Source organism: Microbacterium sp., assembly GCF_032084865.1.
Lineage (GTDB): Bacteria > Actinomycetota > Actinomycetes > Actinomycetales > Microbacteriaceae > Microbacterium.
The window spans coordinates 1-25,290 of the sequence record NZ_DAMDLU010000026.1 but is presented as its reverse complement, the minus strand read 5'-3'; the positions used below and the strand labels follow the sequence as shown (position 1 = coordinate 25,290).

Sequence of the window (25,290 nt, the reverse complement as noted above, 5' to 3'; positions counted from 1 at the left end):
CCTGCGCGGCATCCGGGCCGTCGAAGCCGCCGCGCGCGAGCCGCATGCCGAGGTCGTCGTGGTGCATGCGCGGAGCACCCCCGCGGCGGACGGATGCTCGGACGCTCCAGGTGTCGTCGGCGAAGCCGCCGCCGCGGAACACACGGTAGTCGTCGTAGCGTTCGGGATCGAGGAAGTCCCAGCACCACTCCCACACGTTGCCGAGCGTGTCGAAGAGGCCGTTCAGGTTCGGCAGCTTCATGCCGACATCCTGCGGCGCTCCGACGCCATCGAGTGACGTCCAGGCGATCTCATCCAGCGGACCGTACTGCGGCCCGACCGATCCGGCCCGGCAGGCGTACTCCCATTCGGCTTCGGTCGGCAGGCGGTATCCGTCGCTGTCGACGTGCCAGGTGACCTCCTCGCCGTCGAAAGAATAGGCCCGGTCGAGCCCCTCCCACTCCGAGGCCGCGTTGCAGAACCGGATGGCGCGGTACCAGCTGAGATCCCTGGCCGGGCGCCGCAGATGCTGAGCGGCGATTCCCAGCACCTCGGCGAACTGCCCCTCGGTGACGGCGAAGGTGCCGATCTCGAAGGGGTCGAGCTCGACGGTCCGGTGCTCCTTGCGGCGTGCATCGTGCAGTGTGACGCGTCCGCCGGGCAGCGCCCGCATCTCCCAGAGATCCACCGTCACCCCTGCACGGACACGGGTCCGGATCTCGGTGCCGCGCGTGTCTCGGATGCCGGCGGAACGGCGAACACCCGCAGGAAGAACTGGCAGAGCGGGCCGACGAGCAGGGCGAACAGCAGGGTGCCGATGCCCACGACGCCGCCGAGCGCCCAGCCGATGAGCACGACCGTCACCTCGAGGCAGGTGCGCACCAACCAGATCGGGCGGCGCAGCCGCACATGCAGACCGGTCATCAGCCCGTCGCGAGGGCCCGGGCCGAAGTCGGCTCCGATGTAGAGCCCGGTGGCGGCGGAGAGCACGAGCAGGCCGATCGAGAAGAGCAGCGCCTGCTGCCACAGCTGCTCCCCGACCGGGATGAAGAGGAAACCGACGTCGGCCGACGGACCGACCAGAAGCGCATTGACGACCGTGCCCGCTCCGGGCTTCTGCCGGATCGGGATCCACAGCAGAAGCACGATGCCGCTGACGATGGTCGTCACGATTCCGAAGGTCAGCGGGACGTGGCGGGTGAGACCCTGGGTCAGCACGTCCCACGGCGCCGCACCGAGTGCGCTGCGCACGAGGAAGGCGATGCCGATGCCGTACAGGAAGACCCCGACGAGCAGTTGGGTGATGCGCCGCGGCATCCGTCTGCGGCGGGAAGCGATCACTGCGGCACCATCTCGACCCAGGCGGGGAACTTCGCCACCCGCCCGTCGCCGGACGACGTGCGTGTGACGCGGCGTCGCACCCACGGCCCGACGAACTGCCGGTAGTACGCGAGGCCCGCCGGGCCAGCAGGATGATCGGTGCTCAGCGACCACCAGTCCTCCGGTGGCTCCAGACCGAGCGCGTGCAGCACGCGGGCGGCGACGCGATGGTGGCCGTTCGCGTTCATGTGCAGGCGGTCCTGTGACCAGTAGCGAGGGCGGGAGAGCTCGGCATCCGGCCAGTTCAGCGCGCGGATCACGTCGGGGCGGTTCTCGACGCGCCGCAGCACCGCGGCCGACAGGGCATCGCCGCGACGCTGGAACACCGGGCCCATCGGCAGCTGCGCGCTCGGATTGGCACCCGAGAGCAGGATCAGCGTCACGCCCTCCTCGTCGCAGCGCCGCAGCACGCGGGAGAAAGCATCGGCGATGTGCTCGGTGTCGGCGTTCGGGCGGAGGATGTCGTTGCCGCCGCCGTTGAACGACAGGTGCGTCGGCCGCAGCGCGAGCGCCGGCTCGAGCTGCTCTTCGACGATCGGCCAGATCAGACGACCTCGGATCGCGAGGTTGGCGTACTGGATCGGCTCGCCGATGGCGTGCGCCCAGCCCTGCGCGGCGAGGTCGGCCCAGCCGCGCACGCTGCCGTCGGGCAGCTCGTCGCCGACCCCCTCGGTGAAGGAGTCTCCGATCGCCACGAACCGCACAGCCGCCATGATCTCAGCCTATTGCGGCGCGGACGAGGTCGCGTCACGCGGTCCGCGCCATCCCCTCAGCCGGTGACGGCGGTGCGGAGCGTGTCGAGGCCGACGCCGCCGATGTCGAGCGCGCGCTTGTGGAAGTCCTTGAACGAGAAGGCATCGCCCTGCTTCTGCTGCACGGCGTCGCGCACCTGCTCCCAGATCCGCTGACCCACCTTGTACGACGGCGCCTGTCCCGGCCATCCGAGGTAGCGGTTGACCTCGAACTGGCGGAACTCGTCAGGCATGTTCACGTTGCGGCGCATCTCCTCGAGCGCGTAATCGTGGTCCCAGATCCCCGCGCCCGACAGACGGGGCTTGCCGAGGTGCACCCCGATGTCGAGCACCACGCGCAGCGCGCGCATGCGCTGACCGTCGAGCATGCCGAGGCGGTCGGCCGGGTCGTCGAGGTAGCCGAGCTGCTCCATCAGCCGTTCGGCGTACAGCGCCCAGCCCTCGGCGTGACCCGAGGTGCCGGCGAGCACCCGACGCCAGGTGTTCAGCTCGGCGCGGTTGTACGTCGCCTGCGCGATCTGCAGGTGGTGACCGGGAACACCCTCGTGGTACACGGTGGTCAGCTCGCGCCAGGTGTCGAACTCGGTCACGCCCTCGGGCACGGACCACCACATGCGACCCGGCCTCGAGAAGTCGTCGGTCGGACCGGTGTAGTAGATGCCGCCCTCCTGAGTGGGGGCGATCATGCACTCGAGCTCGCGGATCTGCTCGGGGATGTCGAAGTGGCTGGCACCGAGGTCGGCGATGGCCCGGTCGCTGGTCTCCTGCATCCACTTCTGCAGCGCATCGGTGCCGTGCAGTTTGCGCGACGCGTCGGCCTCGAGGTGCGCGACGGCCTCTTCGACGCTCGCGCCGGGCAGGATCTCGTTCGCTATCGCCTCCTGCTCCGCGATCATCCGCTGCAGCTCCTCGCGGCCCCACTCGTAGGTCTCGTCGAGGTCGATGGTCGCACCGAGGAACCGGCGGGAGTTCAGGGCGTACAGGTCGCGCCCGACGGCGTCCTGCTCGCCGGCGACCGGCGCCAGCTCCCCGGCCAGGAAGTGGCGGAGGTCGTCGTAGGCCACGCGAGCGGCTCCGGCGTGGTCGGCGATGTCGCGGGCGAGGGATGCCGGCAGCTGGCCGTCACGGGGTGCTGCTGTCGCAGCGAACGCGGCGAAGAAGCCCTGGTCGGCGCTGTACCGGGCGATCTGCGTGGCGACCTCGGCGACCTGGCGGCGAGCAGGCACGACGCCGTGCCTGATGCCCTCGCGCAGCGTCTCGATGTACCCCTTGAGCGCGGTCGGCACGGCGGCGAGCCGCTCGCTGACCACCGTCCAGTCGTCGATCGTCTCGGTGGGCATGAGATCGAAGGCCTGGCGGAAGTCCTGCGGTGCCGAGGCGATCACATTCAGGTCGCGCAGGTGCCACTGCGCGTCGTGCAGCTCGAGCTGCAGGCGCAGTTCGGCCGAGAGGTCGGTCTTCGTGACCTCGTCGACGCTGTCGACGGGGGTCGCGGCATCCAGCGCGGCCAGCGTCTCGCGTGCGGCGGCGATGCTGCGCTCGTGACCTTCCGGGCTCACATCGTCGAGGCGTGCATTGGCCTCGTTGCGTCCGATGTAGGTGGCGAGGATGGGCGAGAGGTCGACCAGGGTGTCGACCCAGTTCTCGGCGATCCGGTCGATGGCAGAGGGAGTGCGAGGCGCTGAACTCATGGTCTCGAGCCTAACCCCGCACCCCCTCTGCGCCGGGGGTCAGTGTGCGGCTTCGTTCCAGTCGCGGCCTCGTCCGACCTGCACATCCAGTGGCACGGTCAGCTCCGCGGCGCCGGCCATGCGCTCGCGCACGATCCTCTCGACGTCGTCCCACTCCCCCGCGGCGACCTCGACGACGAGTTCGTCGTGGATCTGCAGCAGGGCGCGCGATGCGAGCTCGCGCTCCCGCAGGTCTGCGTGGATGCGGTTCAGCGCGATCTTCATGATGTCGGCGGCGCTGCCCTGGATCGGCGCGTTCAGCGCGGCGCGCTCGGCGTTCTCGCGCAGCACGCGGTTGGGGCTCGCCAGGTCGGGGAACGGGCGCCGGCGGCCGAAGATCGTCTCGGTGTAGCCGTCTTCCTTCGCCTGGATGACCGATGCGCGCAGGTAGTCGCGCACCGCTCCGAAGCGCGCGAAGTACTCGAGCATCAGCTGCTTCGCCTCGGACTGCTCGATGCGCAGCTGCTTCGACAGGCCGAATGCGCTCAGGCCGTAGACGAGACCGTACGACATGGCCTTCACCTTCGTGCGCATCGCCGAGGTGACCTCTTCGGGCTCCACCCCGAACACTCGCGCGCCCACGAACCGGTGCAGGTCCTCACCCGAGTTGAACGCCTCGATGAGACCGGGGTCGCCCGACAGATGCGCCATGATTCGCATCTCGATCTGCGAGTAGTCGGCGGTCAGCAGCGTCTCGTACTCGTCGCCGACCTGGAACGCGCTGCGGATGCGGCGGGACTCCTCGGTGCGCACGGGGATGTTCTGCAGGTTCGGGTCGGTGCTCGACAGGCGTCCGGTCTGGCTCCCGGTCTGCACGTAGGTGGTGTGGATGCGGTGGTCGTCGCGGATCGCCGTGTCGAGCGTCTCGATGATCTGACGCAGCTTGGTCGCCTCGCGGTGCTGCAGCAGCAGCGCGAGGAAGGGGTGCGGGTTCGTCTCCTGCAGATCGGCCAGCACCGCGGCATCCGTCGAGTACCCCGTTTTGGTCTTGCGGGTCTTCGGCAGCTGCAGGTCTTCGAACAGCACCTCCTGCAGCTGCTTCGGCGAGCCGAGGTTGAACTCCCGCCCGACGAGCGCGAACGCCTCAGCGGCGAGCACGTCGGTGCGGGCGAGCAGCTCGCCCGAGAAGGTCGAGAGTACGTCGTGCGACACGGACACGCCCGCGGACTCCATGTCGGCGAGGGCGATGACCGCAGGCAGCTCGATGTCGGTCAGCACGGTCGCGACCGATTCGGGCATCGCTTCGCGCACGGCGACCGCGGTGCGCAGCGTGAACCATGCCTCCTGGGCCGGGGTCGCGCCGTCGGTCTCCGGAACGAGCTGCGTGGGGTCGGCCTCGGGGAGCTTCTCGTCGAGGTAACGGCCGACGAGGTGCGCGAGGGTCTTGTCGGGGAAGCTCGGGCGCATGAGCCAGCCGGCGAGCAGGGTGTCGTGGGCGAGTCCGCCCAGCCGGATGCCGTTGCGCAGCAGTGCCTTGACCTGCGGCTTCGCATCGTTCAGCACCTTCTGCGCATCGGACTCGAGCCAGGCGGTCAGGGCCTCGGCCGTCTCGGGGCTCCAGCTGCACTCGCGCAGCTCTGTCTCGGTGGCCACCCCGACGCGGGTGATCGCCCCGCTGACGAGGGTGAGCAGCAGACCCACCTCGGCCTTCTGCTCACCGAGCCAGGCGGCGAGATCGGCAGCGGATGATTCGGTCGGCGCCGGCACCTCGACGGCGGGCTCGTCGTGAACCGGCTCGTCGGGCGCACCCGCAGCCTCGAAGACGCGGGGCAGCAGCGTACGGAACTCGAGGCGCGCGAAGATGTCGCGCACCGCCTGCGCGTCGATCGGCTTGACGACCAGCTCGGCAGGGGTGACGGGCAGCTCGACGTCGTTCAGCAGGCGGTTGAGCTTGCGGTTGCGGCGCACGACGTCGAGGTGCTCGCGCAGGTTGCCGCCGACGACGCCCTTGATCTCCTCGGCACTCGCCAGCAGCTCGTCGAGACTGCCGAACTGCGTGAGCCACTTGACGGCCGTCTTCTCGCCGACTTTCGGAACGCCGGGCAGGTTGTCGCTCGTCTCACCGACGAGGGCCGCGATGTCGGGGTACTGCTCGGGCCGCACCCCGTAGCGCTCGCGCACGGTCACGGGGTCGTAGCGCTTGAGCTGCGACACCCCCTGCACCGACGGATACAGCAGGGTGACGTCATCGTTCACGAGCTGGATGGTGTCGCGGTCGCCCGAGACCACGAGCACGTCGTATCCCTGGTCGGATCCCTGCTTGGCGAGCGTCGCGAGGATGTCGTCGGCCTCTATCCCTTCCTGCGTCAGCACCGGAATCGACATCGCCGCCAGGCAGTCCTGCAGAAGTGGGATCTGGCCCTTGAACTCACTCGGCGTCTCGGAGCGCGTCGCCTTGTACTCGGGGTACTCCTCGGTGCGGAACGAGTGGCGTGACGTGTCGAACGCGATCGCCATGTGCGTCGGCTTCTCGGCCTTGATCAGGTTGACCAGCATCGACAGGAAGCCGTAGATGGCGTTCGTGTGCTGGTTGTCTTTCGTGGTGAAATTCTCGACCGGGAGGGCGAAGAAGGCCCGGTACGCGAGTGAATGGCCGTCGACGACCATGAGGGTAGGCTTTGCGGAGTCCGTCACCCTGCAAGCCTAACGAGGGCGACGGACACGTGCTGAGGAGGAGCATTGACCGAGCAGACCGAGCAGACCGAGATGACCGGCCTGGAGTGGGCCACGCACCGCGGCATGGGCGCGCTCGCGGAGAAGATGGGCATCGAGTTCACCGAGTTCACCGTCGAGCGCGCGGTCGCGACGATGCCGGTGGAGGGGAACACTCAGCCGGTCGGCCTGTTGCACGGCGGTGCGTACGTGGTGCTGGGCGAGTCGCTCGGGTCGATGGCGGCGAACCTGCACGCCGGACCCGGACGTCTCGCGGTCGGCATCGACATCAACGCGACCCACACTCGTTCGGCCACCGCCGGCTACGTCACGGGCGTCTGCACGCCCGTGCACCTCGGGCGCAGCATGACCGTGCATGAGATCGCCGTCTCGGACGAGCAGGGCCGGCGCTGCTCCACCATCCGCATCACGAACCTGATCAAGACCGTAGACGCCTGACGGAAAGCGAAGAGGCCCCGCCTGTCGGCGGGGCCTCTTCGCGAAAAGCGAGCTTATTTCTTGGGCGCGAGCTGCTCGATGATCGCCTTCGCGACGTCCTGCATGGTGAGGCGGCGATCCATCGACGCCTTCTGGATCCAGCGGAACGCCTCGGGCTCGCTCAGCCCCATCTTCTCGTTGAGCAGGCCCTTGGCGCGGTCGACGAGCTTGCGGGTCTCGAAGCGCTCGACCATGTCGGCGACCTCAGCCTCGAGCGTGATGATCTGCTCGTGACGGGCCAGCGCGATCTCGATGGCGGGCAGCAGGTCGTTCGGGGTGAATGGCTTGACCACGTACGCGAGGGCTCCGGCCTCGCTCGCGCGCTCGACGAGCTCTTTCTGGCTGAACGCGGTGAGCAGCACGACAGGGGCGATGTTCGCCTTGTGCAGCTTCTCGGCGGCGCTGATGCCGTCGAGCTGGGGCATCTTCACGTCCATGACGACGAGGTCGGGTCGCAGCTCGGTGGCCAGCTGCACGGCGGTCTCGCCGTCGCCTGCCTCACCGACGACATCGAATCCGTTGTCGCGCAGAATCTCGACGATGTCGAGGCGGATCAGCGACTCATCCTCAGCGACGACGACGCGACGCGGGGCGGATGCCGTGGGCTGCTCGGGCTGCTCTTGCTCAGTCACCCGTCCATCCTAGTCGAACGCCGCGCACGTCGGAGGAAACCGCGCACGGACCGCTGTCGCGGCTGCGCTACAGTCGTATGCGCAGTGTGCCGGCCGGCGTGGCGGAATGGCAGACGCGGAGCACTCAAAATGCTCTGTCCGAAAGGGCGTGTGGGTTCGAGTCCCACCGCCGGCACACGAGCAGGAGGGCCGTCCCGGAGGGCGGCCCTCCTGGGCATTCGACAGACACAGAGGGACTCGAACCAGCGGGCGCAGCCCGCGTGGGTTCCGGTCCCGCGTCGCGGGAGGCTCGACGCGGCGCGAAGCGTCGGGCCGAGTCGCGACGTGGCCCCACCGCCGGCACATGCGCAGGAGAGCCGTCCGGAGGGGTGGCCCTCCTGCATCACGCCGCCAGCACGGCGAGCTCGGCCATCACCCTCGGGTGGGCGAGCACGCGGAAGTGACCTCCGGTGTCGAGACGCACGTTCTTCGCACCGGGCAGTTCGCTGCCCTCCGGGATGTGCGGGTCGAAGCATGCGTAGACCGAGACGATCCGCGCGTCGGCGTCGCGCTGCGCCGCAAGAGCCGCGATCGAAGGGTCTCGCGGCGACAGCGCGCGCAGGCTGCGGGTGAGCATCAGGCGGGCGTAACGTGATCCGCCGAACGGCGTCGCGACGGCCAGCATCCCGCGCACCCGCGAGCCCTCCGGGCCGAGCATCACGAGCTTGCCTGCGAGACCGCCCTTGCTGTGGGCCAGCAGCACCACGTCATGCAGATCATGCTCCGCGAGGTACGCGCCGACCCTGTCAGCCATCTCGGAGATCGGGCTCAGATTGCGCTCCAGCGGCTCGACCACGTGCACGGGGTGCCCGTCGCGGTGCGCGTGCTCGATCAGCGGCCGCATGAACCGCCAGCTCTCGTAGATGCCGGGGAGCACCACGAGCGGCACTCCGACGCCCTCCCTGTACGTCTCGGGTCTGTTGCGATCGCCGAAGGCGCGCAGCTGCCAGAGCGCGGCGTAGACGTAGTCCTCTGCCCACCAGATCGCCCTGTGCAGCAGCCCGCTCACCCGTCGATGCCTTCCCGCACCGAAGAAGGCAGCTGCACGGAGCAGAAATGCCGGATGGCGGATGCCACCGCACCGGCGGCTGTGTGCTGCGCATTGTGCACCCGCCCGGGGATCTCGACCAGCTCGGCGCTCCGCGCTGCCGCGCGCACGTGCCGGCACCAGTTCCGCGATGCGATGGGATCGCGGGAGCCGCGCATCACGAGCACCGGCACCTGGATCTGCACGATCCTGTCCTCGATCCGGTAACCCAGCATGTGCCGAAGCTGCGCGAGATACCAGAACGGGCCGCACCGCAGATAGTCAGCGAACACCAGGGCGTTCGCGCCTGGCGGCTCCCGCACCGTGTCCAGCGTCAGAAGGGCGGCCTGCTGCAGCACGGTGCGCCGCCGCTCGTCCGCCACCGGGCCGATGAGCACGACCGCGCGCGCGAGATCAGGACGACGGGCGGCGAGCTCGACCACCCACTGGGTCCCCATCGACTGCCCGACGAGTACGACGGCCCCGGTGCCGATCGCATCGAGCAGAGCACCGAGGCCATCGGCCATCCCGCCGATGTCGACATCGTGGCCGGGCTTGGGCAGACCGCCGAAACCGGGCAGGTCGACCGAGATCACCCTCCCCCTCCCGGCGAGAGAGCGGTGCAGCCGCGCGAGATAGCGGTGCGACATCCCGATCCCGTGCACGAGCACGAAGGTCGTGCCGCGAGGCCCTGACGAGGTGACGGTGCGGAAGTCGAGCGAACCGATGCGATGCGTCTGCTGCGTCTCCGGTGTCATCCCAGCACCGTATCGCGTCTCACATACACGAGCGCCGAGGGGCGGACCCGTCGGGCCCGTCCCTCGGCGCTCGAGAAGCTGCTCAGACTCCGGACTTGTAGACCGGGGCCGCCCCGCCGACGGCATCCCCGACCTTGTGGACGCGGATGTCGTTGGTCGAGCCGATGATCCCGGGAGGGGATCCGGAGATGACGACGATCTGATCGCCTTCCTTCGCCAGCCCGCTGCCGAGCAGGTACTCGTCGGCCTGACGGTACATCGAGTCGGTGTGCTGCACCATCTCGACCAGGTTCGACTGGATGCCCCAGGTCATGGCCATGCGACGGCGGATGCCCGGCTCGGGCGTGAACGCGATCATCGGGATGCGCGGCCGCAGACGCGACAGACGGCGCGCCGAGTCACCCGACTGCGTGAAGACGCACAGGTACTTCGCTCCGACGAACTCCGCCACCTCGAGCGCCGCCAGGGTGATCGCGCCACCCTGGGTGCGGGGCTTCGTGTTCAGCGGCGAGATGCGCTCGAGACCGTGCTCCTCGGTCGACTCGATGATCCGCGCCATGGTCTCCACGACGACGATCGGGTACTCCCCCACGCTCGTCTCGCCCGAGAGCATGACCGCGTCCGCGCCGTCGAGGACGGCGTTGGCGACGTCGGAGGTCTCGGCGCGTGTGGGCACCGGGCTCGAGATCATCGATTCGAGCATCTGCGTCGCCACGATGACCGGCTTCGCGTTGCGGCGGGCGAGCTCGACCGCACGCTTCTGCACGATCGGGACGGCCTCGAGGGGCAGCTCGACGCCCAGGTCGCCACGGGCCACCATGATCCCGTCGAACGCGTCGACGATCTCCTCGAGAGCCTCGACGGCCTGCGGCTTCTCGATCTTGGCGATGACGGGGATGCGCACGCCCTCCTCCGCCATGATCTCGTGCACGCGCTCCACGTCCGTCGCGTTGCGCACGAACGACAGGGCGATGACGTCCGCGCCGATGCGCAGGCCCCACCGCAGGTCGTCTTCGTCCTTCTCGCTCAGGGCGGGGACGTTGACGGCGACACCCGGCAGGTTGATGCCCTTGTTGTTCGACACCGCACCGGCGACGATGACCTTCGTGGTGACGACGGTGCCGTCGGTCTCGACGACCTCCACACGCACCTTGCCGTCGTCGATCAGCAGGAAGTCGCCCGGCTTGACGTCCTGCGGCAGGCCCTTGAACGTCGTGCCGCAGATCTCGCGGTTGCCAATGATGTCTTCGGTGGTGATCTTGAAGATGTCGCCGACCTCGAGCTCGTACGGCCCGTCCTCGAAGCGACCGAGCCGGATCTTCGGCCCCTGCAGGTCGACCAGGATCGCGACAGCACGCCCGGAGTCCTCGGCCGCCCGACGGACGTTCGAGTAGTTGCCCTCGTGCACCGAGTAATCACCGTGGCTGAGGTTCAGACGGGCGACGTCCACACCGGCGTCGATAAGGGCACGGACCTTCTCATAGGTCGAGGTTGCAGGGCCGAGTGTGGCGACGATTTTCGCGCGTCTCAACATCATCTCCAGGGTAAGAGGACAGAAATCAACATGGCGACGTTGCCGCGCTCAGCCTACGCGGGCTGAACGCTGAACGCGACATCTGTGACCGCCACCGGCGCGGGCAGCACGGTTGCACCCATCAGATGCCTGTCGATCGCCGCGGCCGCCGAGCGCCCCTCGGCGATCGCCCAGACGATGAGGGACTGCCCGCGTCCGGCATCGCCGGCCACGAACAGGCCGGGGATCGCGGTCGCGTACTCGCCGTCACGCTGCAGGCCGCCGCGCTCGGTTACCACGGGCACGGTGTCGCCGCCGTACGACGCGGTCTCGGGGCCGGTGAATCCCATTGCTATGAGCACGAGCTCGGCGGGGATCTCGCGCTCGGTGCCGCTGCGCGGCACTCGACGCCCGTCGACGTACTCGGTCTCCGCGACCCGCACCGCGCGCACGCGACCCTCCGCGTCGCCGAGGAACTCCACGGTGGACGCGAGGTACGTGCGCTCACCGCCCTCCTCGTGCGCGGACTGCACCTCGAACAGCGTGGGCACGGTCGGCCACGGCTGCTCGTCGGACCTCGCCGTGCCGGGCTGCTTTCCGATCGCGAGGTTGGTCACGCTGCGGGCACCGTGCCGGTGCGCGGTTCCGATGCAATCGGCACCGGTGTCACCGCCGCCGATCACGATGACGTGCTTGCCGGCCGCGGTGATCTGGTCGGCGACCTCGTCGCCCGCCCCGACGCGGTTCGAGGGCACGAGGTAATCCATGGCGAAGTGCACGCCGTCAAGGTCCCGTCCGGGGATCGGGAGGTCGCGCGGCATCGTCGCACCCGTGGCGATCAGCACGGCGTCATAGCGGCCGCGCAGCTCGTCCCACGACAGGTCGCGGCCGATCTCCACGCCGGGGCGGAAGCGGGTGCCCTCCTCCTCCATCTGTCGCAGGCGGATGTCGAGGTGACGCTTCTCCATCTTGAAGTCCGGGATGCCGTAACGCAGCAGCCCGCCGATGCGGTCGTCGCGCTCGAACACCACCACCGTGTGCCCCGCTCGGGTCAGCTGCTGGGCCGCGGCGAGACCGGCGGGTCCCGACCCGACGACGGCGACCGTGCGGCCGGTGAGACGCTGCGGTGGCTGTGGCTCGACCCAGCCGTTCTCGAACGCCTCGTCGATGATCGAGACCTCGATCTGCTTGATCGTGACGGCGGGCTGGTTGATCCCGAGCACGCACGCGCTCTCGCACGGCGCCGGGCACAGCCTGCCGGTGAACTCCGGGAAGTTGTTGGTGGCGTGCAGCCGTTCGATCGCCGCGCGGTCGGCACCTCGCCAGGTCAGGTCGTTCCACTCCGGGATGAGGTTGCCCAACGGGCATCCGGAATGGCAGAACGGCACACCGCAGTCCATGCAGCGGCCCGCCTGGCGCTTCAGCACGGCCCGGTCGCCCGGCTCGTACACCTCCTTCCAGTCCATGATCCGAACGGGCACCGGCCGGCGGGCCGGCAGCTCACGTTCCGTGGTCTTCAGAAAGCCCTTGGGGTCAGCCACCGGTCACCTCCAGGATCCGGTCCCAGATGACGTCGCCGTCGGGGTCGATCCCCGCGGCCGCCGCCTCCTGGCGCATGGTGCGAACCGCCGCGTAGTCGCGCGGCAGCACCTTCGTGAATTCGTTGATGACGCTCTCGAAGTCGTCCAGCAGAGCGGATGCCAGCGGCGACGCCGTCCGCTCGACGTGTTCGACGAGCAGTTCGCGCAGCACCTCGGCGTCGTCGCGTTCCAGGACGGTGAGCAGCAGCTCTTCGCCCTGCAGCGCCTGGCTGTTCACCCGTGCCTCGCTCAAGCCGCGCACGTACGCGACACCGCCGGACATCCCGGCGCCGAGGTTGCGTCCGGTGTCGCCGAGGATGACCGCGACGCCGCCCGTCATGTACTCCAGCGCGTGGTCTCCGACCCCCTCGACGACGGCGGTCGCTCCGGAGTTGCGCACGAGGAACCGCTCCCCCACCACACCCGAGATGTACATGCTGCCGCTGGTCGCGCCGTAGCCGATCACGTTGCCCGCGATGACGTTGCGGTGCGGCTCGAACCGGGCATCCCGATCCGGACGGATCGTGATGTCGCCGCCCGACAGACCTTTGCCGACGTAGTCGTTGGCGTCGCCCTCGAGGCGAAGCACGATGCCCGGCGGCAGGAACGCTCCGAGCGACTGGCCGGCCGTGCCGTGCAGGGTGATGTCGATCGTCCCGCGCGGAAGACCCGCCGCGCCGTGACGCGCCGTGACATGGTGACCGAGCATCGTGCCGACAGCGCGCTCGGTGTTGCGGATGGGCAGTTCGATGACGACCGGCAGGGCGTTGTCGAGGGCGTCGGTCGCGTGGGCGAGCAGCGCCGCGTCGAAGTGCTTCTCGAGCTCGTGGTCCTGTGCTCTCGCGCTGCGCCTGGGCTCTCCGGCGGGGAACGCCGGCCCCTCGAGGATCGGGGTGAGATCGAGTCCGTCGGCCTTCCAGTGCCTCACGGCCGGATCGGTGCGCAGCAGATCGTGCCGGCCGATGATCTCGTCGATCGAGCGGAACCCGAGGGCGGCGAGCAGCTCACGCACCTCCTCGGCGATGAACTCCATGAAGTTCACCACGAACTCCGGCTTGCCGGTGAAGCGCTGACGCAGCACCGGATTCTGGGTCGCCACGCCGACCGGGCAGGTGTCGAGGTGGCACACCCGCATCAGGATGCAGCCGCTGACGACCAAGGGCGCCGTCGCGAAGCCGAACTCCTCCGCTCCCAGCAGCGCGCCGATGATCACGTCGCGGCCGGTCTTCAGCTGCCCGTCGACCTGCACCACCACACGGTCGCGCATGCCGTTGAGCATGAGCGTCTGCTGCACCTCGGCCAGGCCCAGCTCCCACGGCGTGCCGGCGTGCTTCAGCGAGTTCAGCGGGCTCGCACCGGTGCCGCCGTCGTGGCCCGACACGAGCACGACGTCGCTGAGCGCCTTCGCGACACCCGCTGCGACCGCCCCGATGCCCGACTGGCTGACGAGCTTGGTGTGGATGCGCGCCTTCGGGTTGGCGCGTTTCAGGTCGAAGATCAGCTGCTTGAGGTCTTCGATCGAGTAGATGTCGTGATGCGGCGGCGGGGAGATGAGCCCTACACCCGGGGTCGCGTGGCGGGTGCGAGCCACCCACGGGTACACCTTCTGCGGCGGCAGCTGCCCGCCCTCGCCCGGTTTGGCTCCCTGGGCGAGCTTGATCTGCAGGTCGTCGGCCTCGGTGAGGTACTGGCTCGTCACGCCGAACCGACCCGACGCGACCTGCTTGATGGCGCTGCGCCGCTCGGGATCCGTGAGGCGCTCGGGGTCCTCACCGCCCTCCCCCGTGTTCGACTTCGCTCCGAGGCGGTTCATCGCGATGGCGAGCGTCTCGTGCGCCTCCTGCGAGATAGAACCGTAGCTCATCGCGCCGGTCGAGAACCGCTTCACGATCGCGCTGACCGGCTCGACCTCGTCGAGGGGCACCGGGGGCCGCTCGCCGGTGCGCAGCTCGAACAGTCCGCGCAGGGTCTTCAGCTCGCGTGCCTGGTCGTCGACCAGGCGGGTGTACTCGCGGAAGATGTCGTACCGCCGGGTGCGGGTGGCGTGCTGCAGACGGAACACCGTCTCCGGGTTGAACAGGTGCGGTGAACCGTCGCGCCGCCACTGGTACTCACCGCCGGTCCACAGGCGCTCGTGCCCACGCGGCGCGGTGTCCTGCGGGTAGGCGTGGTCGTGACGCTTCTGGTTCTCGGCGAAGACGTCGTCGATGCCGATGCCGCCGAGCTTGGTCTCGGTGCCGGTGAAGTAGCGGTCGACGAACTCCTGGCTCAGGCCGATGGCCTCGAACACCTGCGCGCCGGCGTACGACGACACTGTCGAGATGCCCATCTTCGACATGATCTTCAGCACGCCCTTGCCGAGCGCGTGGATCAGGTTGTGTACGGCCTCGTCGGGGGCGATCCCGGTGATGAATCCGGTGCGCGCCAGATGCTCCACCGTCTCCATCGCGAGATACGGGTTCACCGCGGCGGCGCCGTACCCGATCAGCGTGGCGACGTGGTGCACCTCGCGCACGTCGCCGGCCTCGACGATCAGGCCGACGCGCATGCGCGTCTCCCGGCGGATGAGGTGGTGATGCACGGCCGAGAGCATCAGCAGCGACGGGATCGGCACACGATCCTTGTCGGAGTCGCGGTCGGAGAGGATGAGGAACTCGGCGCCGCGCTCGATCGCGGCATCCGCCTCGGCGCACATCGCCGCGAGCCGCTCGGGCAGCGACTGCGGGCCGGCGTCGAAGTGGTACAGCCCGGAGATCGTCGCACTCGAGCGACCGGGAAGAGCGCGGCCCGCGTGCTTGATCTTGGCGAGCTCGTCGTTGTCGATCACCGGGAAGTCGAGGCTGACGGTGCGCGCGTGCTCGGGACCCCACTCCAGCAAGTTGAGCTGCGGCCCGAGACCGAGCCGCAGACTGGTGACGACCTCTTCCCGGATGGCGTCGAGCGGCGGGTTGGTGACCTGCGCGAACTGCTGCACGAAGTAGTCGAACAGCAGCCGTGGACGCTCGCTGAGCACCGCGATCGGGGTGTCGCTGCCCATCGCGCCGAGAGGCTCGGCGCCGGTCTGCCCCATCGGGGTGAGCAGCACCTTCACCTCCTCCTCGGTGTAGCCGAAGGTGCGCTGGCGGCGAGTGATGGATGCCGCGGGATGCACGATGTGCTCGCGCTCCGGCAGATCCGCGAGGCGCACCGCCCCGGCATCCAGCCACTCCTGCCACGGATGCAGGGTCGCGAGCTCATGCTTGATCTCGGCATCCTCGACGATCCGGCGCTGCGCGGTGTCGACGAGGAAGAGGTGACCGGGCCGCAGCCGACCGCGCCGCTTGATCCGCTCCGGTGCGAACTCGAGCACGCCGGTCTCGCTGCCGATGACGACCAGCCCGTCGACCGTCTCGGTCCATCGGCCCGGGCGCAGGCCGTTGCGGTCGAGGGTCGCGCCCACCTGGGTGCCGTCGGTGAAGATGAGCGCTGCGGGGCCGTCCCACGGCTCCATCTGGATGTCGTGGAACTCGTAGAACGCGCGCAGGTCGGGATCGATGTCGGCCTGCTTCTCCCACGCCTCCGGAACCATCATCATGATCGCGTGGGGCAGGCTGCGCCCGGTGAGGGTGAGCAGCTCGAGGACTTCGTCGAACGACGCCGAGTCGCTCGCGCTGTCACTGCAGATCGGCAGCAGCGGGCGGATGTCGCCGAGCAGATCGGAGCGCAGCTGGGACTGCCGGGCGCGCATCCAGTTGCGGTTCCCGCCGACCGTGTTGATCTCGCCGTTGTGCGCCAGCATGCGCAGCGGCTGCGCGAGCGGCCACGACGGGAACGTGTTCGTCGAGTAGCGCGAGTGCACGACCGCGAGTTCGGACGCGAATCGCTCGTCGTGCAGGTCGGGGTAGAACGGCTCGAGCTGCAGCGTGGTGAGCATGCCCTTGTAGCCGAGCGTGCGGCACGACAGCGAGACGAAGTAGGCGCCGAGCTCGTGTTCGGCGCGCTTGCGCAGCCGGTAGGCGAACCGGTCGAGGGTCAGCGGCGAGCCGGCGCTCGCGCCGGGGATGCTGACGAACAGCTGCTCGAACGCGGGGCGGGCCTCGTCGGCGAGCGTGCCGAGGTGCTCGTTGGCGGTGGGGACGACTCGCCATCCGAGCACGTCCAGGCCCTCGGCGGCGGCGATGCGCTCGATCCCGGCCTTCTGCTCGCGGCGGGCGCTCGACTCCCGAGGGAGGAACGCGAGTCCTGCGGCGTACTCGCCTGCAGGGGGGAGATCGAAGGAGACGACCTCTCGGAGGAACGCGTCGGGCATCTGGGTGAGGATGCCCGCGCCGTCGCCGGTGCCGGCATCAGAGCCGATCGCACCGCGGTGTTCCAGGTTGCGCAGCGCCTCGAGCGCCAGCGCGATGATGTCATGGCCGGGTTCCCCGCGGAGCGTCGCGACCATGGCCAGGCCGCAGGCATCCTTCTCGTGGGCGGGGTTGTACAGACCCTGCTTTGGGGGGTAGGCGCCGGAGGCGCCGTAGGGAGGCTGGAAGTACACCAGTCACCGTCCTCAGATTTCAAGTGAACCCGGGGACATCATCGGCCCGTGCGTTCAGTGCGATCTCTCGCGCGGAAGGAGGGCCCGGGCGGACCCCCCACGTGACGGGAGCGGTGCTTGTGGCGATGGCTCCTAGTTGGCTTCGGTCGGGACGGGAGGCTCGCTCACGTCGACGAAGTCGGAGGAATTGTCCTGCGATTCTACATCCGTGGTCTCGGGTTCCCGACCGCGCACGTAGGGCGAGGGCTCGACTCCGGTGTGGCGACGGGTCTGCACGATGAAGATGACGATGCCGACGATGACGCCGATGATCGCAGCCCAGACGTTGCTGCGCAGCCCGAGCAGGACCTCACTCGGGTCGATCCGGATGGACTCCCACACGATGCGGCCGGCGCTGTACCAGATCAGGTAGAGCGCGAACAGCTTGCCCCACTGCAGGCGGAAGCGGTGACCGGCCCAGAGCAGCACGAGCACGCCGAGTCCGTTCCAGAGCACCTCGTAGAGGAACGTGGGGTGGAACAGCGTGCCATCGGCGAGGCCGGCGGGGAACGACGGGTTGGTGGACTCGATCTCGAGTCCCCACGGCACGTCGGTGGGCAGGCCGAAGAGCTCGTGGTTGAACCAGTTGCCGAATCGGCCCATCGCCTGCGCGAGCAGGATGCCGGGTGCGAGAGCGTCGGCGAACGTCCAGAACCGGATGCCGGTCCACTTGCAGCCGAGCCAGGCGCCGACCGCGCCGCCGAGCAGCGAGCCGAAGATGGCGATGCCGCCCTCCCAGATCGCCCACACCGAGCCGTACTCGAACGGGTTCCACGGGTTCCTGCCCGGACCGAAGTAGAAGTTCGGGTGGGTGAGCACGTGGAAGATGCGCGCGCCGATGATGCCGAGGGGCACGGCGATGATGGCGATGTCGATCACGACCCACTTCTCGGCGCCGCGCCGGGTGAGACGGTGGTTCGTGAGCAGCACGGCGGCGATGATGCCGGCGATGATGCACAGCGCGTAGTAGTGGATCGTCAGCGGGCCGATCTGGAAGCTGCTCTCCGGCGGGCTCGGGATGCTCGCGGGCACGACGGACAGGCTGCTGAAGGGCGCGAAGGGCATGAGAGAGATCCTAGTATCGCGTCGGCGTGCCGCCGGCGAGGGTTCTGGTGGTTTCGGCGAGGGCGTCGAGCCCGCCGTCGCGGAGCGCCTTGACGAGCGCGGTGCCGACGATGGCGCCGTCGGCGTACTCGACGACGCCCGCGACCTGCTCGGCGTTCGAGATTCCGATGCCGACGCAGGCGCGCACGTCACCGCGGGTGCGCATGCGCTCGACGAGCGTGCGGGCGGCCAGGTCGAGCGCCGCGCGCTCCCCCGTGATGCCCATCGTCGAGACGGTGTACACGAAGCCGGTCGACGATGAGATCACCAGGTCGAGACGCTCGTCGCTCGAGGTCGGGGCTGCGAGGAAGATCCGGTCGAGGCCGGTGCGCTTGCTCGCCTCGATCCACTCGCCCGCCGACTCCGGCGTGATGTCGGGGGTGATCAGGCCCGCGCCGCCTGCGGCGAGCAGGTCGTCCGCGTAGCGGTCGACGCCGTACTGCATCACGGGGTTCCAGTACGTCATGACGACGACGGGCACGTCGGTCTCGTCGGTGATCGCTTTGACGGCCGTGAAGAGATCGCGCATCCGGAAACCGTTCGCGAGCGCGTGCTGCGTCGCCTCCTGGATCACCGCGCCGTCCATCACGGGGTCGGAGTAGGGCGGACCGAGTTCGATGATGTCGACGCCGTTGCGTGCGAGGGTGAGCGCGGCCTGGATGCTCGTGTCGAGATCCGGGTAGCCCACCGGCAGGTAGCCGATGAATGCGCCTCGTCCCGCCTCGTGCGCCTTGCGGATGGCATCCTCGACCCGGCTCACTCCGTGCCCTCCTCGGCGTCGCCCGCCGCGGCGTCGTACAGCTCGAAGTACCGTGCCGCGGTGTCCATGTCCTTATCGCCACGGCCCGAGAGGCAGATCGCGATGAGTCCGTCGGGACCGAGTTCGCGACCGATGCGCAGGGCACCGGCGAGGGCGTGTGCCGACTCGATCGCCGGGATGATGCCCTCGGTCCTGCTGAGCAGCCGCAGAGCCTGCATGGCCTCGTCGTCGGTCGCGGGGATGTACTCGGCGCGGCCGATGGCGCTGAGCCACGAGTGCTCGGGCCCGACACCGGGGTAGTCGAGACCTGCGGAGATCGAGTGGGACTCGGTGGTCTGTCCGTCTTCGTCCTGGAGGACGTACGTCTTCGCGCCGTGCAGCACACCCGGGCGCCCGCGCCCGATCGACGCCGCGTGGCGCGGCGTGTCGACGCCGTCGCCGGCCGCCTCGACGCCGTAGAGCTTCACGTCCTGATCGTCGAGGAACGCGTCGAACATGCCGATGGCGTTCGAGCCGCCGCCGACGCAGGCGACGACCGCGTCGGGCAGCCGACCGGCCTCGGCGAGCAGCTGCTCGCGAGCCTCTTCGCCGATGATCTTCTGGAAGTCGCGCACCATGGCGGGGAACGGATGCGGTCCCGCCGCCGTGCCGAAGATGTAGTTGGTCGTCTCGACGCTCGCGACCCAGTCGCGGTACGCGTCGTTGATGGCATCCTTCAGGGTGCGGGAGCCGGTGGTCACCGCCACCACCTCGGCGCCGAGCAGACGCATGCGGGCGACGTTCAGCGCCTGACGTTCGGTGTCGACCTCGCCCATGTAGATCGTGCAGTCCAGGCCGAACAGCGCGGCGGCCGTCGCGGTCGCGACACCGTGCTGACCGGCGCCGGTCTCGGCGATCACGCGGGTCTTGCCGAGACGCTTCGTCAGCAGCGCCTGCCCGAGCACGTTGTTGATCTTGTGCGAACCGGTGTGGTTCAGATCCTCCCGCTTCAGGAACACGCGTGCGCCGCCGGCGTGCTCGGCGAATCGCGGCACCTCCGTGATCGGCGAGGGGCGCCCGGCGTACGAGTGCAGAAGCGTCGCGAGCTCGGAGCGGAAGGCCGGGTCGGCGATCGCGTCCTCGTAGGCTGCGGTGAGCTCGTCGATCGCCGCGACGAGAGACTCGGGCATGTACCTGCCGCCGAAGTCGCCGAAGAACGGCCCGTGCTGATCGCGCAGACTCACGTGGTCTCCGTTCTGCCGCGCACCGGTGTGTCTCCGGCGGCGAGGAATGCGTTGAGGGTGGCCACCGGGTCGCCCGTGACGAGCGCCTCACCGATGAGCACCACGTCGGCACCGGCCTGCCGGTATCGGGTGACGTCGTCGGGGTGCAGCACGGCAGACTCGGCGATGCGGATCGCCGAATCGGGGATCCGGTCGGAGAGCCGGGCGAACAGGTCGCGGTCGAGCTCGAGGGTGTGCAGGTTGCGGGCGTTGACCCCGATGAGGTCGGCGCCCAGATCGATGGCGACCTCGAGCTCCTCGGCGGAGTGCGTCTCGACGAGCGGGGTCATCCCGAGTTCCGTGATGAGGCTGTGCAGCTCGGTGAGGACGGTCCGTGACAGACCGGCGACGATGAGCAGCACGAGGTCGGCGCCGGCGGCGCGCGCCTCGAACACCTGGTACGGGGTGGCGATGAAGTCCTTGCGCAGCACAGGCACCGACACCCGGGCGCTGACCGCTTCGAGGTCGGCGAGGCTGCCGCCGAAACGGCGTTCCTCGGTGAGCACGCTGATCGCCGATGCGCGGCCCTGCTCGTACAGCGAGGCCTGCAGCGCAGGGTCGGGGATCTCGGCCAGCGCGCCGCGCGACGGGCTGGCGCGCTTGACCTCGGCGATGATCTTCACCCGGTCCGCCGGGGCGAGTGCCGAGAGCGCATCGAGGGCGGCGGGACGCGCGGCGGCGTCGCGCTCGACGACGGCGAGTGGACGTGACAGCGCGCGACGCTCGGCATCCTCCACGGCGCCGGCCGTCAGGTCGGCGAGGACCATCAGTGCGCCTTCGGCGCGTACTTCGGGCCCTTCACACCCCAGCCGGCCTTCGCCATCACCCAGCCGACGATCGCTCCGAGCACCACGATGGCGGCGCTGACCCAGACGCCGACGGGCTGGTTCAGGCAGAAGAAGACCGTGCCCGCGGTGAAGCCGACGAGCATGATCACGACGGCGGTCCAGGCAGCAGGCGAGTGTCCGTGGCCGGGATCGGCGATCGGGTTGGTCATGTTCTCCTCCGGGTGGCTAGGCGATGCTGACAGTCTATCGGGCCGAGTCCGTCGGATCGGTGCCGTGCGACAGCTCGTCCCAGGAATCGACCGAGTCGAGCGGGCCCGAACCGTGGTGGGCGCTCTCGGCAGTGGAACGGTAGCGACGCCCGCCGGCCGGCCAGCGGCGTGCGGTGACGAGCACGAAGACGGATGCCACGCCGAGCACGACCCAGCACAGCAGGGTGATCACAGGCCACGGCGTCGATGTGACACCGGCCACCACCTCGCCCACCGACTCCTCCCCACCCAGGCCGGTGACCTCGGTGACCGCCGGTGCCACCGCCGCGAGCGGCGCCGATCCGACCAGCGGCACGGTGCCGAGGATCAGAGCGACCGCGGCGCCGACGCCGAGCACGGCGAGGATGTGGCGCAGCACGGGACCGGCGATCGAGAGGGCGGCGCCCATCGCGAGCACCGCCAGCGACAGTGGGGCGAGCAGCGGGAAGAGCACGGCCCCGGTGACGGTGAGGGTCTCCCCCGCGTCGGCGCGCTGCACCGTCGCCCACACCTGGGTCGAGGAGATGATCCCGATCCCTCCGGTGAGCAGGAATGTGAGGACCCCGAGCATCCGGGCGCGGCGCAGCACGTCAGCCCACCCCGCTCGAAGACAGCTCGCGTCCGTCGAAGCAGGTGCGGGTGCCGGTGTGGCAGGCCGGGCCCTGCTGGTCGACCTGCAGCAGGATCGTGTCGGCATCGCAGTCGACGGCCACGCTGATCACCCGCTGCGTGTTGCCCGAGGTGTCTCCCTTGCGCCAGTACTCCTGGCGTGAGCGCGACCAGTACACCGCGCGGCCGCCGCTCAGCGTGCGGCGCAGCGCTTCGGCATCCATCCACGCGAGCATGAGCACCTCGCGGGTGTCGTGCTGCTGCACGATCACGGGAGCGAGTCCGGCGTCGTTCCACGCGATCCGAGACAGATCGTCCGGTGTCATCGCACCACCACGCCCTCGGCTCGCAGCGCGTCCTTGACGTCGCCGATCGAGAGCTGCCCGCTGTGGAACACGCTGGCCGCGAGCACGGCATCCGCCCCCGCTGCGATGGCCGGCGCGAAATCGCCGACATCGCCCGCTCCGCCGGAGGCGATCACCGGCACGACGGACACCTCGCGCATCAGGCGAACCAGCTCGAGATCGAAACCGTCCTTCGTGCCGTCGGCGTCGATCGAGTTGACCAGCAGCTCCCCGGCACCGCGTTCGACGGCCTCGCGCGCCCAGTCGAGCGCGTCGAGGGTGGTCTCGGTGCGCCCGCCGTGGGTGGTCACGGCGAATCCCGAGCGCGTCGAGGCCGTGCGCTTGACGTCGAGCGAGAGCACGAGCACCTGAGCGCCGAACCGGTCGGCGATCTCGTCGATGAGCGCGGGACGGGCGATCGCGGCGGAGTTGACGCCGATCTTGTCGGCGCCGACCGAGAGCAGACGGGCCACGTCGTCGACGCTGCGCACGCCGCCGCCCACGGTGAGCGGCACGAACACATTCTCGGCGGTGCGCTGCACGACGTCGTAGGTCGTCGCTCTCGCATCGACCGTGGCGGTGACGTCGAGGAAGGTGATCTCGTCGGCGCCCTGGGCGGCGTAGTGCGCGGCCAGCTCGACGGGGTCTCCCATGTCGCGCAGATTCTGGAAGTTGACGCCCTTCACGACGCGACCGGCGGCGACGTCGAGGCAGGGGATCACGCGTGCGGCGAGTGTCATCAGAGCCTCGCCGCGTCGATCGCGGTGACGAGGATGGCCCGGGCGCCCAGCGCGTACAGGTCGTCCATCACCTGGTTCACGCCCTTGCGGGGCACCATGACCCGCACCGCGACCCATTCGGGGTCGCGCAGCGGCGAGATGGTCGGCGACTCGCGACCCCCGGCGATCTCGACGGCCTGGTCGACGAGGTGAGCGGGGAGGTCGTAGTCGAGCAGCACGTACTGCCGGGCGACCATGACGCCGCGCAGGCGACGCAGCAGCCGTTCGGTTCCCGGCACGTCACCCGGCCGGCTGATCAGCACCGCCTCGGAGCGGATGATGACCGGCCCGAAGATCTCGAGGCCCGCCTGACGAAGCGTCGTGCCCGTCTCGACCACGTCGGCGATCACATCGGCGACGCCGAGACGCACGGCCGACTCGACCGCGCCATCCAGGGGGACGAGCTGAGCGGTCACGCCGTTCTCGCGCAGGAAGTCGTCGACCAGTCCGGGGTAGGCGGAGGCCACCCGCACTCCCTCGAGATCCTCGATGGTCGAGTAGCGGCCGGGAGGGGCCGCGAATCGGAAGGTCGAGCGGGCGAAGCCCAGCTGCTCGATCTCTCTGGCGTCGTCCTGACGGACGTCGCAGAGCAGGTCACGGCCGGTGATGCCGACGTCGAGAGCGCCGGATGCGACGTAGGTCGCGATGTCGCGGGGACGCAGGTAGAAGAACTCGACGCCGCTGTCGGCGTCGATGACGTGCAGGGTCTTGGGGTCGCGGCGGCCGGCGTACCCGGCCTCCGCCAGCATCTCGGCGGCTGTCTCGGAGAGCGAGCCCTTGTTCGGAACGGCGATGCGCAGCATGGATGTCTTTCGTATCTGGTGAACGGTGGTTTGAGACTCGCTCACAGATGTCGGTAGACGTCCTCTAGGGTCAGGCCCTTGGCGAGCATCATCACCTGCAGGTGGTAGAGCAGCTGGGAGATCTCCTCAGCGGCCTCGTCGGCCGACTCGTACTCGGCGGCCATCCAGACTTCGGCCGCCTCCTCGACGATCTTCTTGCCGATCGCATGCACTCCGCGATCCAGCTGTGCGACGGTGCCCGATCCCTCGGGACGCTCGAGCGCGGTGGCGCTGAGCTCGGCGAACAGTTCGTCGAATGTCTTCACGATTCCAGGCTAGCCGCTCGTGCACGCTCGCGAAGACGGATGACCGCGGCCTCGACGTCGGCCGCGCCGTACACCGCGGAGCCGGCGACGAACGTGTCGGCACCGGCCGCGGCGGCCTGTGCGATCGTGTCGTCCGAGATCCCACCGTCGACCTGCAGCCAGACATCGGATCCGCGCCGGCGCGCCTCGTCGCGCAGCGCTCGCAGCTTCGGCATCGTCTCGGGCATGAAGCCCTGCCCGCCGAAGCCCGGCTCGACGGTCATCACGAGGATCTGGTCGAACTCGTCGAGGATGTCGTAGAGCGCCTCGCCCGCGGTGCCCGGCTTGATCGCGATGCCCGCGCGCGATCCGATCGCCCGCAGACGCCGGGCGAGCGCCACGGGGTCGGCGGCCGCCTCGAGGTGGAAGGTGACGCTGGCGGCTCCCAGCTCGGCGTAGCCGGGCGCCCACCGGTCGGGGTCGGTGATCATCAGGTGCACGTCGAGCGGGACGGGGCTGGTCGCCTGGATCCGCTCGACCATCTGCGGCCCGAAGGTGAGGTTGGGCACGAAGTGGTTGTCCATCACGTCGACATGCGCGAAGTCGGCGGTCGCGATGCGGGCGAGCTCGGCCTGCATGTTCGCGAAATCCGCTGCGAGGATGCTCGGGTTGATACGCGGTGCGGCGGGGAGGGTCACGAGATGGTCCTTTCCGGGGCGGTGCGCTGCAGCAGCGCGAGGAACATGGCATCGGTGCCGTGCCGATGAGGCCAAAGCTGCGCACCGCCGCTGCCCGGGCCGTCGCCCGTGCGCGGTGCCAGGTCGATGGGCGACCGGGCGATGCCCGCCATCACCGAACGGGCATCGAGCTCGACGATGTCGTCTCGAAGGCGCAGAACCTCGGCGATGACGCCGGTCGTCTCGGCCAGATGCGGAGAGCAGGTCGCGTAGCCGACGATCCCGCCGGGAGCGAGCGCGTCGATCGCGGCATCGAGCAGCTGCATCTGCAGCTGCACGAGTTCCGCGACATCCTCCGGGGATCTGCGCCAGCGCGCCTCAGGGCGCCGGCGCAGCGCGCCGAGGCCGGTGCAGGGTGCGTCGACGAGGATGCGATCGAACGACGCCGGATGCTGCGCCGCGAACACGCGGCCGTCCTCCTCGTGCACCGGCACCTCGATCGGCAGCGGGCGCACGGCGTGCCGGACGAGCCCG

General features: G+C 69.4%; 23 protein-coding genes, 1 tRNA gene and 1 pseudogene. 2 read left to right on the top strand and 23 right to left on the bottom strand.

Annotated features, from left to right (window positions below; genetic code table 11):
* The 5 genes from RT309_RS04695 to polA all read right to left on the bottom strand — a co-directional run.
* Nucleotides 1-652, bottom strand: a 652-nt coding sequence (locus RT309_RS04695) for a formylglycine-generating enzyme family protein (RefSeq protein WP_396654413.1), incomplete at its 3' end; no start/stop codon positions are given.
* Between the two features lie 17 nt (nt 653-669).
* Entirely contained in the window at nt 670-1,320 is a 651-nt protein-coding gene (locus RT309_RS04690) for a hypothetical protein (protein WP_313355729.1), read from the bottom strand.
* Nucleotides 1,317-2,072 carry an SGNH/GDSL hydrolase family protein gene (locus tag RT309_RS04685; RefSeq protein WP_313355728.1) on the bottom strand — a complete coding sequence of 252 codons (756 nt, stop codon included), beginning with the start codon at nt 2,070-2,072 and terminating at the stop codon, nt 1,317-1,319. The genes RT309_RS04690 and RT309_RS04685 overlap by 4 nt, the downstream gene beginning before the upstream one ends.
* Nucleotides 2,073-2,128: 56 nt before the next feature.
* On the bottom strand, nt 2,129-3,802 hold the full coding sequence (locus tag RT309_RS04680) for a DUF885 domain-containing protein (RefSeq protein ID WP_313355727.1): 1,674 nt from the start codon (nt 3,800-3,802) through the stop codon (nt 2,129-2,131).
* 39 nt (nt 3,803-3,841) lie between these two features.
* Nucleotides 3,842-6,475 (bottom strand): DNA polymerase I, encoded by a 2,634-nt coding sequence (gene polA / locus RT309_RS04675; RefSeq protein WP_313355726.1) that lies wholly within the window; start codon nt 6,473-6,475, stop codon nt 3,842-3,844.
* A gap of 72 nt (nt 6,476-6,547) precedes the next feature.
* On the opposite strand from polA, the gene RT309_RS04670 reads away from it, so the two are divergent.
* Nucleotides 6,548-6,952 (top strand): hotdog fold thioesterase, encoded by a 405-nt coding sequence (locus tag RT309_RS04670; protein WP_313355732.1) that lies wholly within the window; start codon nt 6,548-6,550, stop codon nt 6,950-6,952.
* Between the two features lie 53 nt (nt 6,953-7,005).
* Here RT309_RS04670 and RT309_RS04665 read toward each other — a convergent pair whose 3' ends face one another.
* Nucleotides 7,006-7,623: an ANTAR domain-containing response regulator gene (locus tag RT309_RS04665; protein ID WP_071644465.1), complete on the bottom strand. Its 618-nt coding sequence runs from the start codon at nt 7,621-7,623 to the stop codon at nt 7,006-7,008.
* A gap of 92 nt (nt 7,624-7,715) precedes the next feature.
* On the opposite strand from RT309_RS04665, the gene RT309_RS04660 reads away from it, so the two are divergent.
* Nucleotides 7,716-7,798 (top strand) — tRNA-Leu (locus tag RT309_RS04660).
* A gap of 207 nt (nt 7,799-8,005) precedes the next feature.
* Here RT309_RS04660 and RT309_RS04655 read toward each other — a convergent pair.
* The 17 genes and pseudogenes from RT309_RS04655 to RT309_RS04575 form a co-directional block, all read right to left on the bottom strand.
* Complete coding sequence (locus tag RT309_RS04655) at nt 8,006-8,671, bottom strand: alpha/beta hydrolase (protein WP_313355725.1); 666 nt, start codon at nt 8,669-8,671, stop codon at nt 8,006-8,008.
* A complete protein-coding gene (locus tag RT309_RS04650) occupies nt 8,668-9,447 on the bottom strand; it encodes an alpha/beta hydrolase (protein ID WP_313355724.1) in 780 nt (259 codons plus the stop codon). Before RT309_RS04650 ends, RT309_RS04655 begins: the two co-directional genes overlap by 4 nt.
* 82 nt (nt 9,448-9,529) lie before the next feature.
* The gene (gene pyk, locus RT309_RS04645; RefSeq protein ID WP_313355731.1) at nt 9,530-10,978 is read right to left on the bottom strand and encodes a pyruvate kinase; all 1,449 of its coding nucleotides are present in this window, start codon (nt 10,976-10,978) and stop codon (nt 9,530-9,532) included.
* Between the two features lie 56 nt (nt 10,979-11,034).
* Complete coding sequence (locus tag RT309_RS04640) at nt 11,035-12,501, bottom strand: glutamate synthase subunit beta (protein ID WP_313355723.1); 1,467 nt, start codon at nt 12,499-12,501, stop codon at nt 11,035-11,037.
* Nucleotides 12,494-17,059 carry a glutamate synthase large subunit gene (gene gltB / locus RT309_RS04635; RefSeq protein WP_313355722.1) on the bottom strand — a complete coding sequence of 1,522 codons (4,566 nt, stop codon included), beginning with the start codon at nt 17,057-17,059 and terminating at the stop codon, nt 12,494-12,496. The genes RT309_RS04640 and gltB overlap by 8 nt, the downstream gene beginning before the upstream one ends.
* Nucleotides 17,060-17,191: 132 nt before the next feature.
* The gene (lgt, locus tag RT309_RS04630) at nt 17,192-18,163 is read right to left on the bottom strand and encodes a prolipoprotein diacylglyceryl transferase (RefSeq protein ID WP_313355721.1); all 972 of its coding nucleotides are present in this window, start codon (nt 18,161-18,163) and stop codon (nt 17,192-17,194) included.
* Nucleotides 18,164-18,173: 10 nt separating this feature from the next.
* Nucleotides 18,174-18,962: a tryptophan synthase subunit alpha gene (gene trpA / locus RT309_RS04625; protein WP_313355720.1), complete on the bottom strand. Its 789-nt coding sequence runs from the start codon at nt 18,960-18,962 to the stop codon at nt 18,174-18,176.
* Entirely contained in the window at nt 18,959-20,185 is a 1,227-nt protein-coding gene (gene trpB / locus RT309_RS04620) for a tryptophan synthase subunit beta (protein WP_313355719.1), read from the bottom strand. The genes trpA and trpB overlap by 4 nt, the downstream gene beginning before the upstream one ends.
* Complete coding sequence (trpC, locus tag RT309_RS04615; RefSeq protein ID WP_313355718.1) at nt 20,182-20,991, bottom strand: indole-3-glycerol phosphate synthase TrpC; 810 nt, start codon at nt 20,989-20,991, stop codon at nt 20,182-20,184. Before trpC ends, trpB begins: the two co-directional genes overlap by 4 nt.
* Entirely contained in the window at nt 20,991-21,221 is a 231-nt protein-coding gene (locus tag RT309_RS04610; protein WP_313355717.1) for an HGxxPAAW family protein, read from the bottom strand. Before RT309_RS04610 ends, trpC begins: the two co-directional genes overlap by 1 nt.
* Nucleotides 21,222-21,255: 34 nt before the next feature.
* Nucleotides 21,256-21,849: a Trp biosynthesis-associated membrane protein gene (locus tag RT309_RS04605; RefSeq protein WP_313355716.1), complete on the bottom strand. Its 594-nt coding sequence runs from the start codon at nt 21,847-21,849 to the stop codon at nt 21,256-21,258.
* Between the two features lies 1 nt (nt 21,850).
* Nucleotides 21,851-22,195, bottom strand: a complete 345-nt coding sequence (gene hisI, locus RT309_RS04600; protein ID WP_313355715.1) for a phosphoribosyl-AMP cyclohydrolase — start codon at nt 22,193-22,195, stop codon at nt 21,851-21,853.
* A complete protein-coding gene (gene hisF / locus RT309_RS04595) occupies nt 22,192-22,953 on the bottom strand; it encodes an imidazole glycerol phosphate synthase subunit HisF (protein WP_313355714.1) in 762 nt (253 codons plus the stop codon). Before hisF ends, hisI begins: the two co-directional genes overlap by 4 nt.
* Nucleotides 22,953-23,795, bottom strand: coding sequence for an ATP phosphoribosyltransferase (gene hisG, locus RT309_RS04590; RefSeq protein ID WP_313355713.1), 843 nt, complete (start codon nt 23,793-23,795; stop codon nt 22,953-22,955). The genes hisF and hisG overlap by 1 nt, the downstream gene beginning before the upstream one ends.
* Nucleotides 23,796-23,836: 41 nt before the next feature.
* A complete protein-coding gene (locus tag RT309_RS04585; protein ID WP_313355712.1) occupies nt 23,837-24,100 on the bottom strand; it encodes a phosphoribosyl-ATP diphosphatase in 264 nt (87 codons plus the stop codon).
* Complete coding sequence (rpe, locus tag RT309_RS04580) at nt 24,097-24,777, bottom strand: ribulose-phosphate 3-epimerase (RefSeq protein WP_313355711.1); 681 nt, start codon at nt 24,775-24,777, stop codon at nt 24,097-24,099. Before rpe ends, RT309_RS04585 begins: the two co-directional genes overlap by 4 nt.
* Nucleotides 24,774-25,290: pseudogene (locus RT309_RS04575) on the bottom strand (rRNA small subunit methyltransferase B); the annotation flags it as partial. The gene rpe and the pseudogene RT309_RS04575, both read right to left, overlap by 4 nt.

Excerpts from the sequence above, each read along its gene's own strand:
- RT309_RS04685 (WP_313355728.1), bottom strand. The coding sequence starts at position 2,072 with ATGGCGGCTGTGCGGTTCGTGGCGATCGGAGACTCCTTCACCGAGGGG.
- RT309_RS04680 (WP_313355727.1), bottom strand. The coding sequence starts at position 3,802 with ATGAGTTCAGCGCCTCGCACTCCCTCTGCCATCGACCGGATCGCCGAG.
- RT309_RS04670 (WP_313355732.1), top strand. The coding sequence starts at position 6,548 with ATGACCGGCCTGGAGTGGGCCACGCACCGCGGCATGGGCGCGCTCGCG.
- RT309_RS04650 (WP_313355724.1), bottom strand. The coding sequence starts at position 9,447 with ATGACACCGGAGACGCAGCAGACGCATCGCATCGGTTCGCTCGACTTC.
- lgt (WP_313355721.1), bottom strand. The coding sequence starts at position 18,163 with ATGCCCTTCGCGCCCTTCAGCAGCCTGTCCGTCGTGCCCGCGAGCATC.
- trpC (WP_313355718.1), bottom strand. The coding sequence starts at position 20,991 with ATGGTCCTCGCCGACCTGACGGCCGGCGCCGTGGAGGATGCCGAGCGT.
- RT309_RS04610 (WP_313355717.1), bottom strand. The coding sequence starts at position 21,221 with ATGACCAACCCGATCGCCGATCCCGGCCACGGACACTCGCCTGCTGCC.
- hisI (WP_313355715.1), bottom strand. The coding sequence starts at position 22,195 with ATGACACCGGACGATCTGTCTCGGATCGCGTGGAACGACGCCGGACTC.
- hisF (WP_313355714.1), bottom strand. The coding sequence starts at position 22,953 with ATGACACTCGCCGCACGCGTGATCCCCTGCCTCGACGTCGCCGCCGGT.
- hisG (WP_313355713.1), bottom strand. The coding sequence starts at position 23,795 with ATGCTGCGCATCGCCGTTCCGAACAAGGGCTCGCTCTCCGAGACAGCC.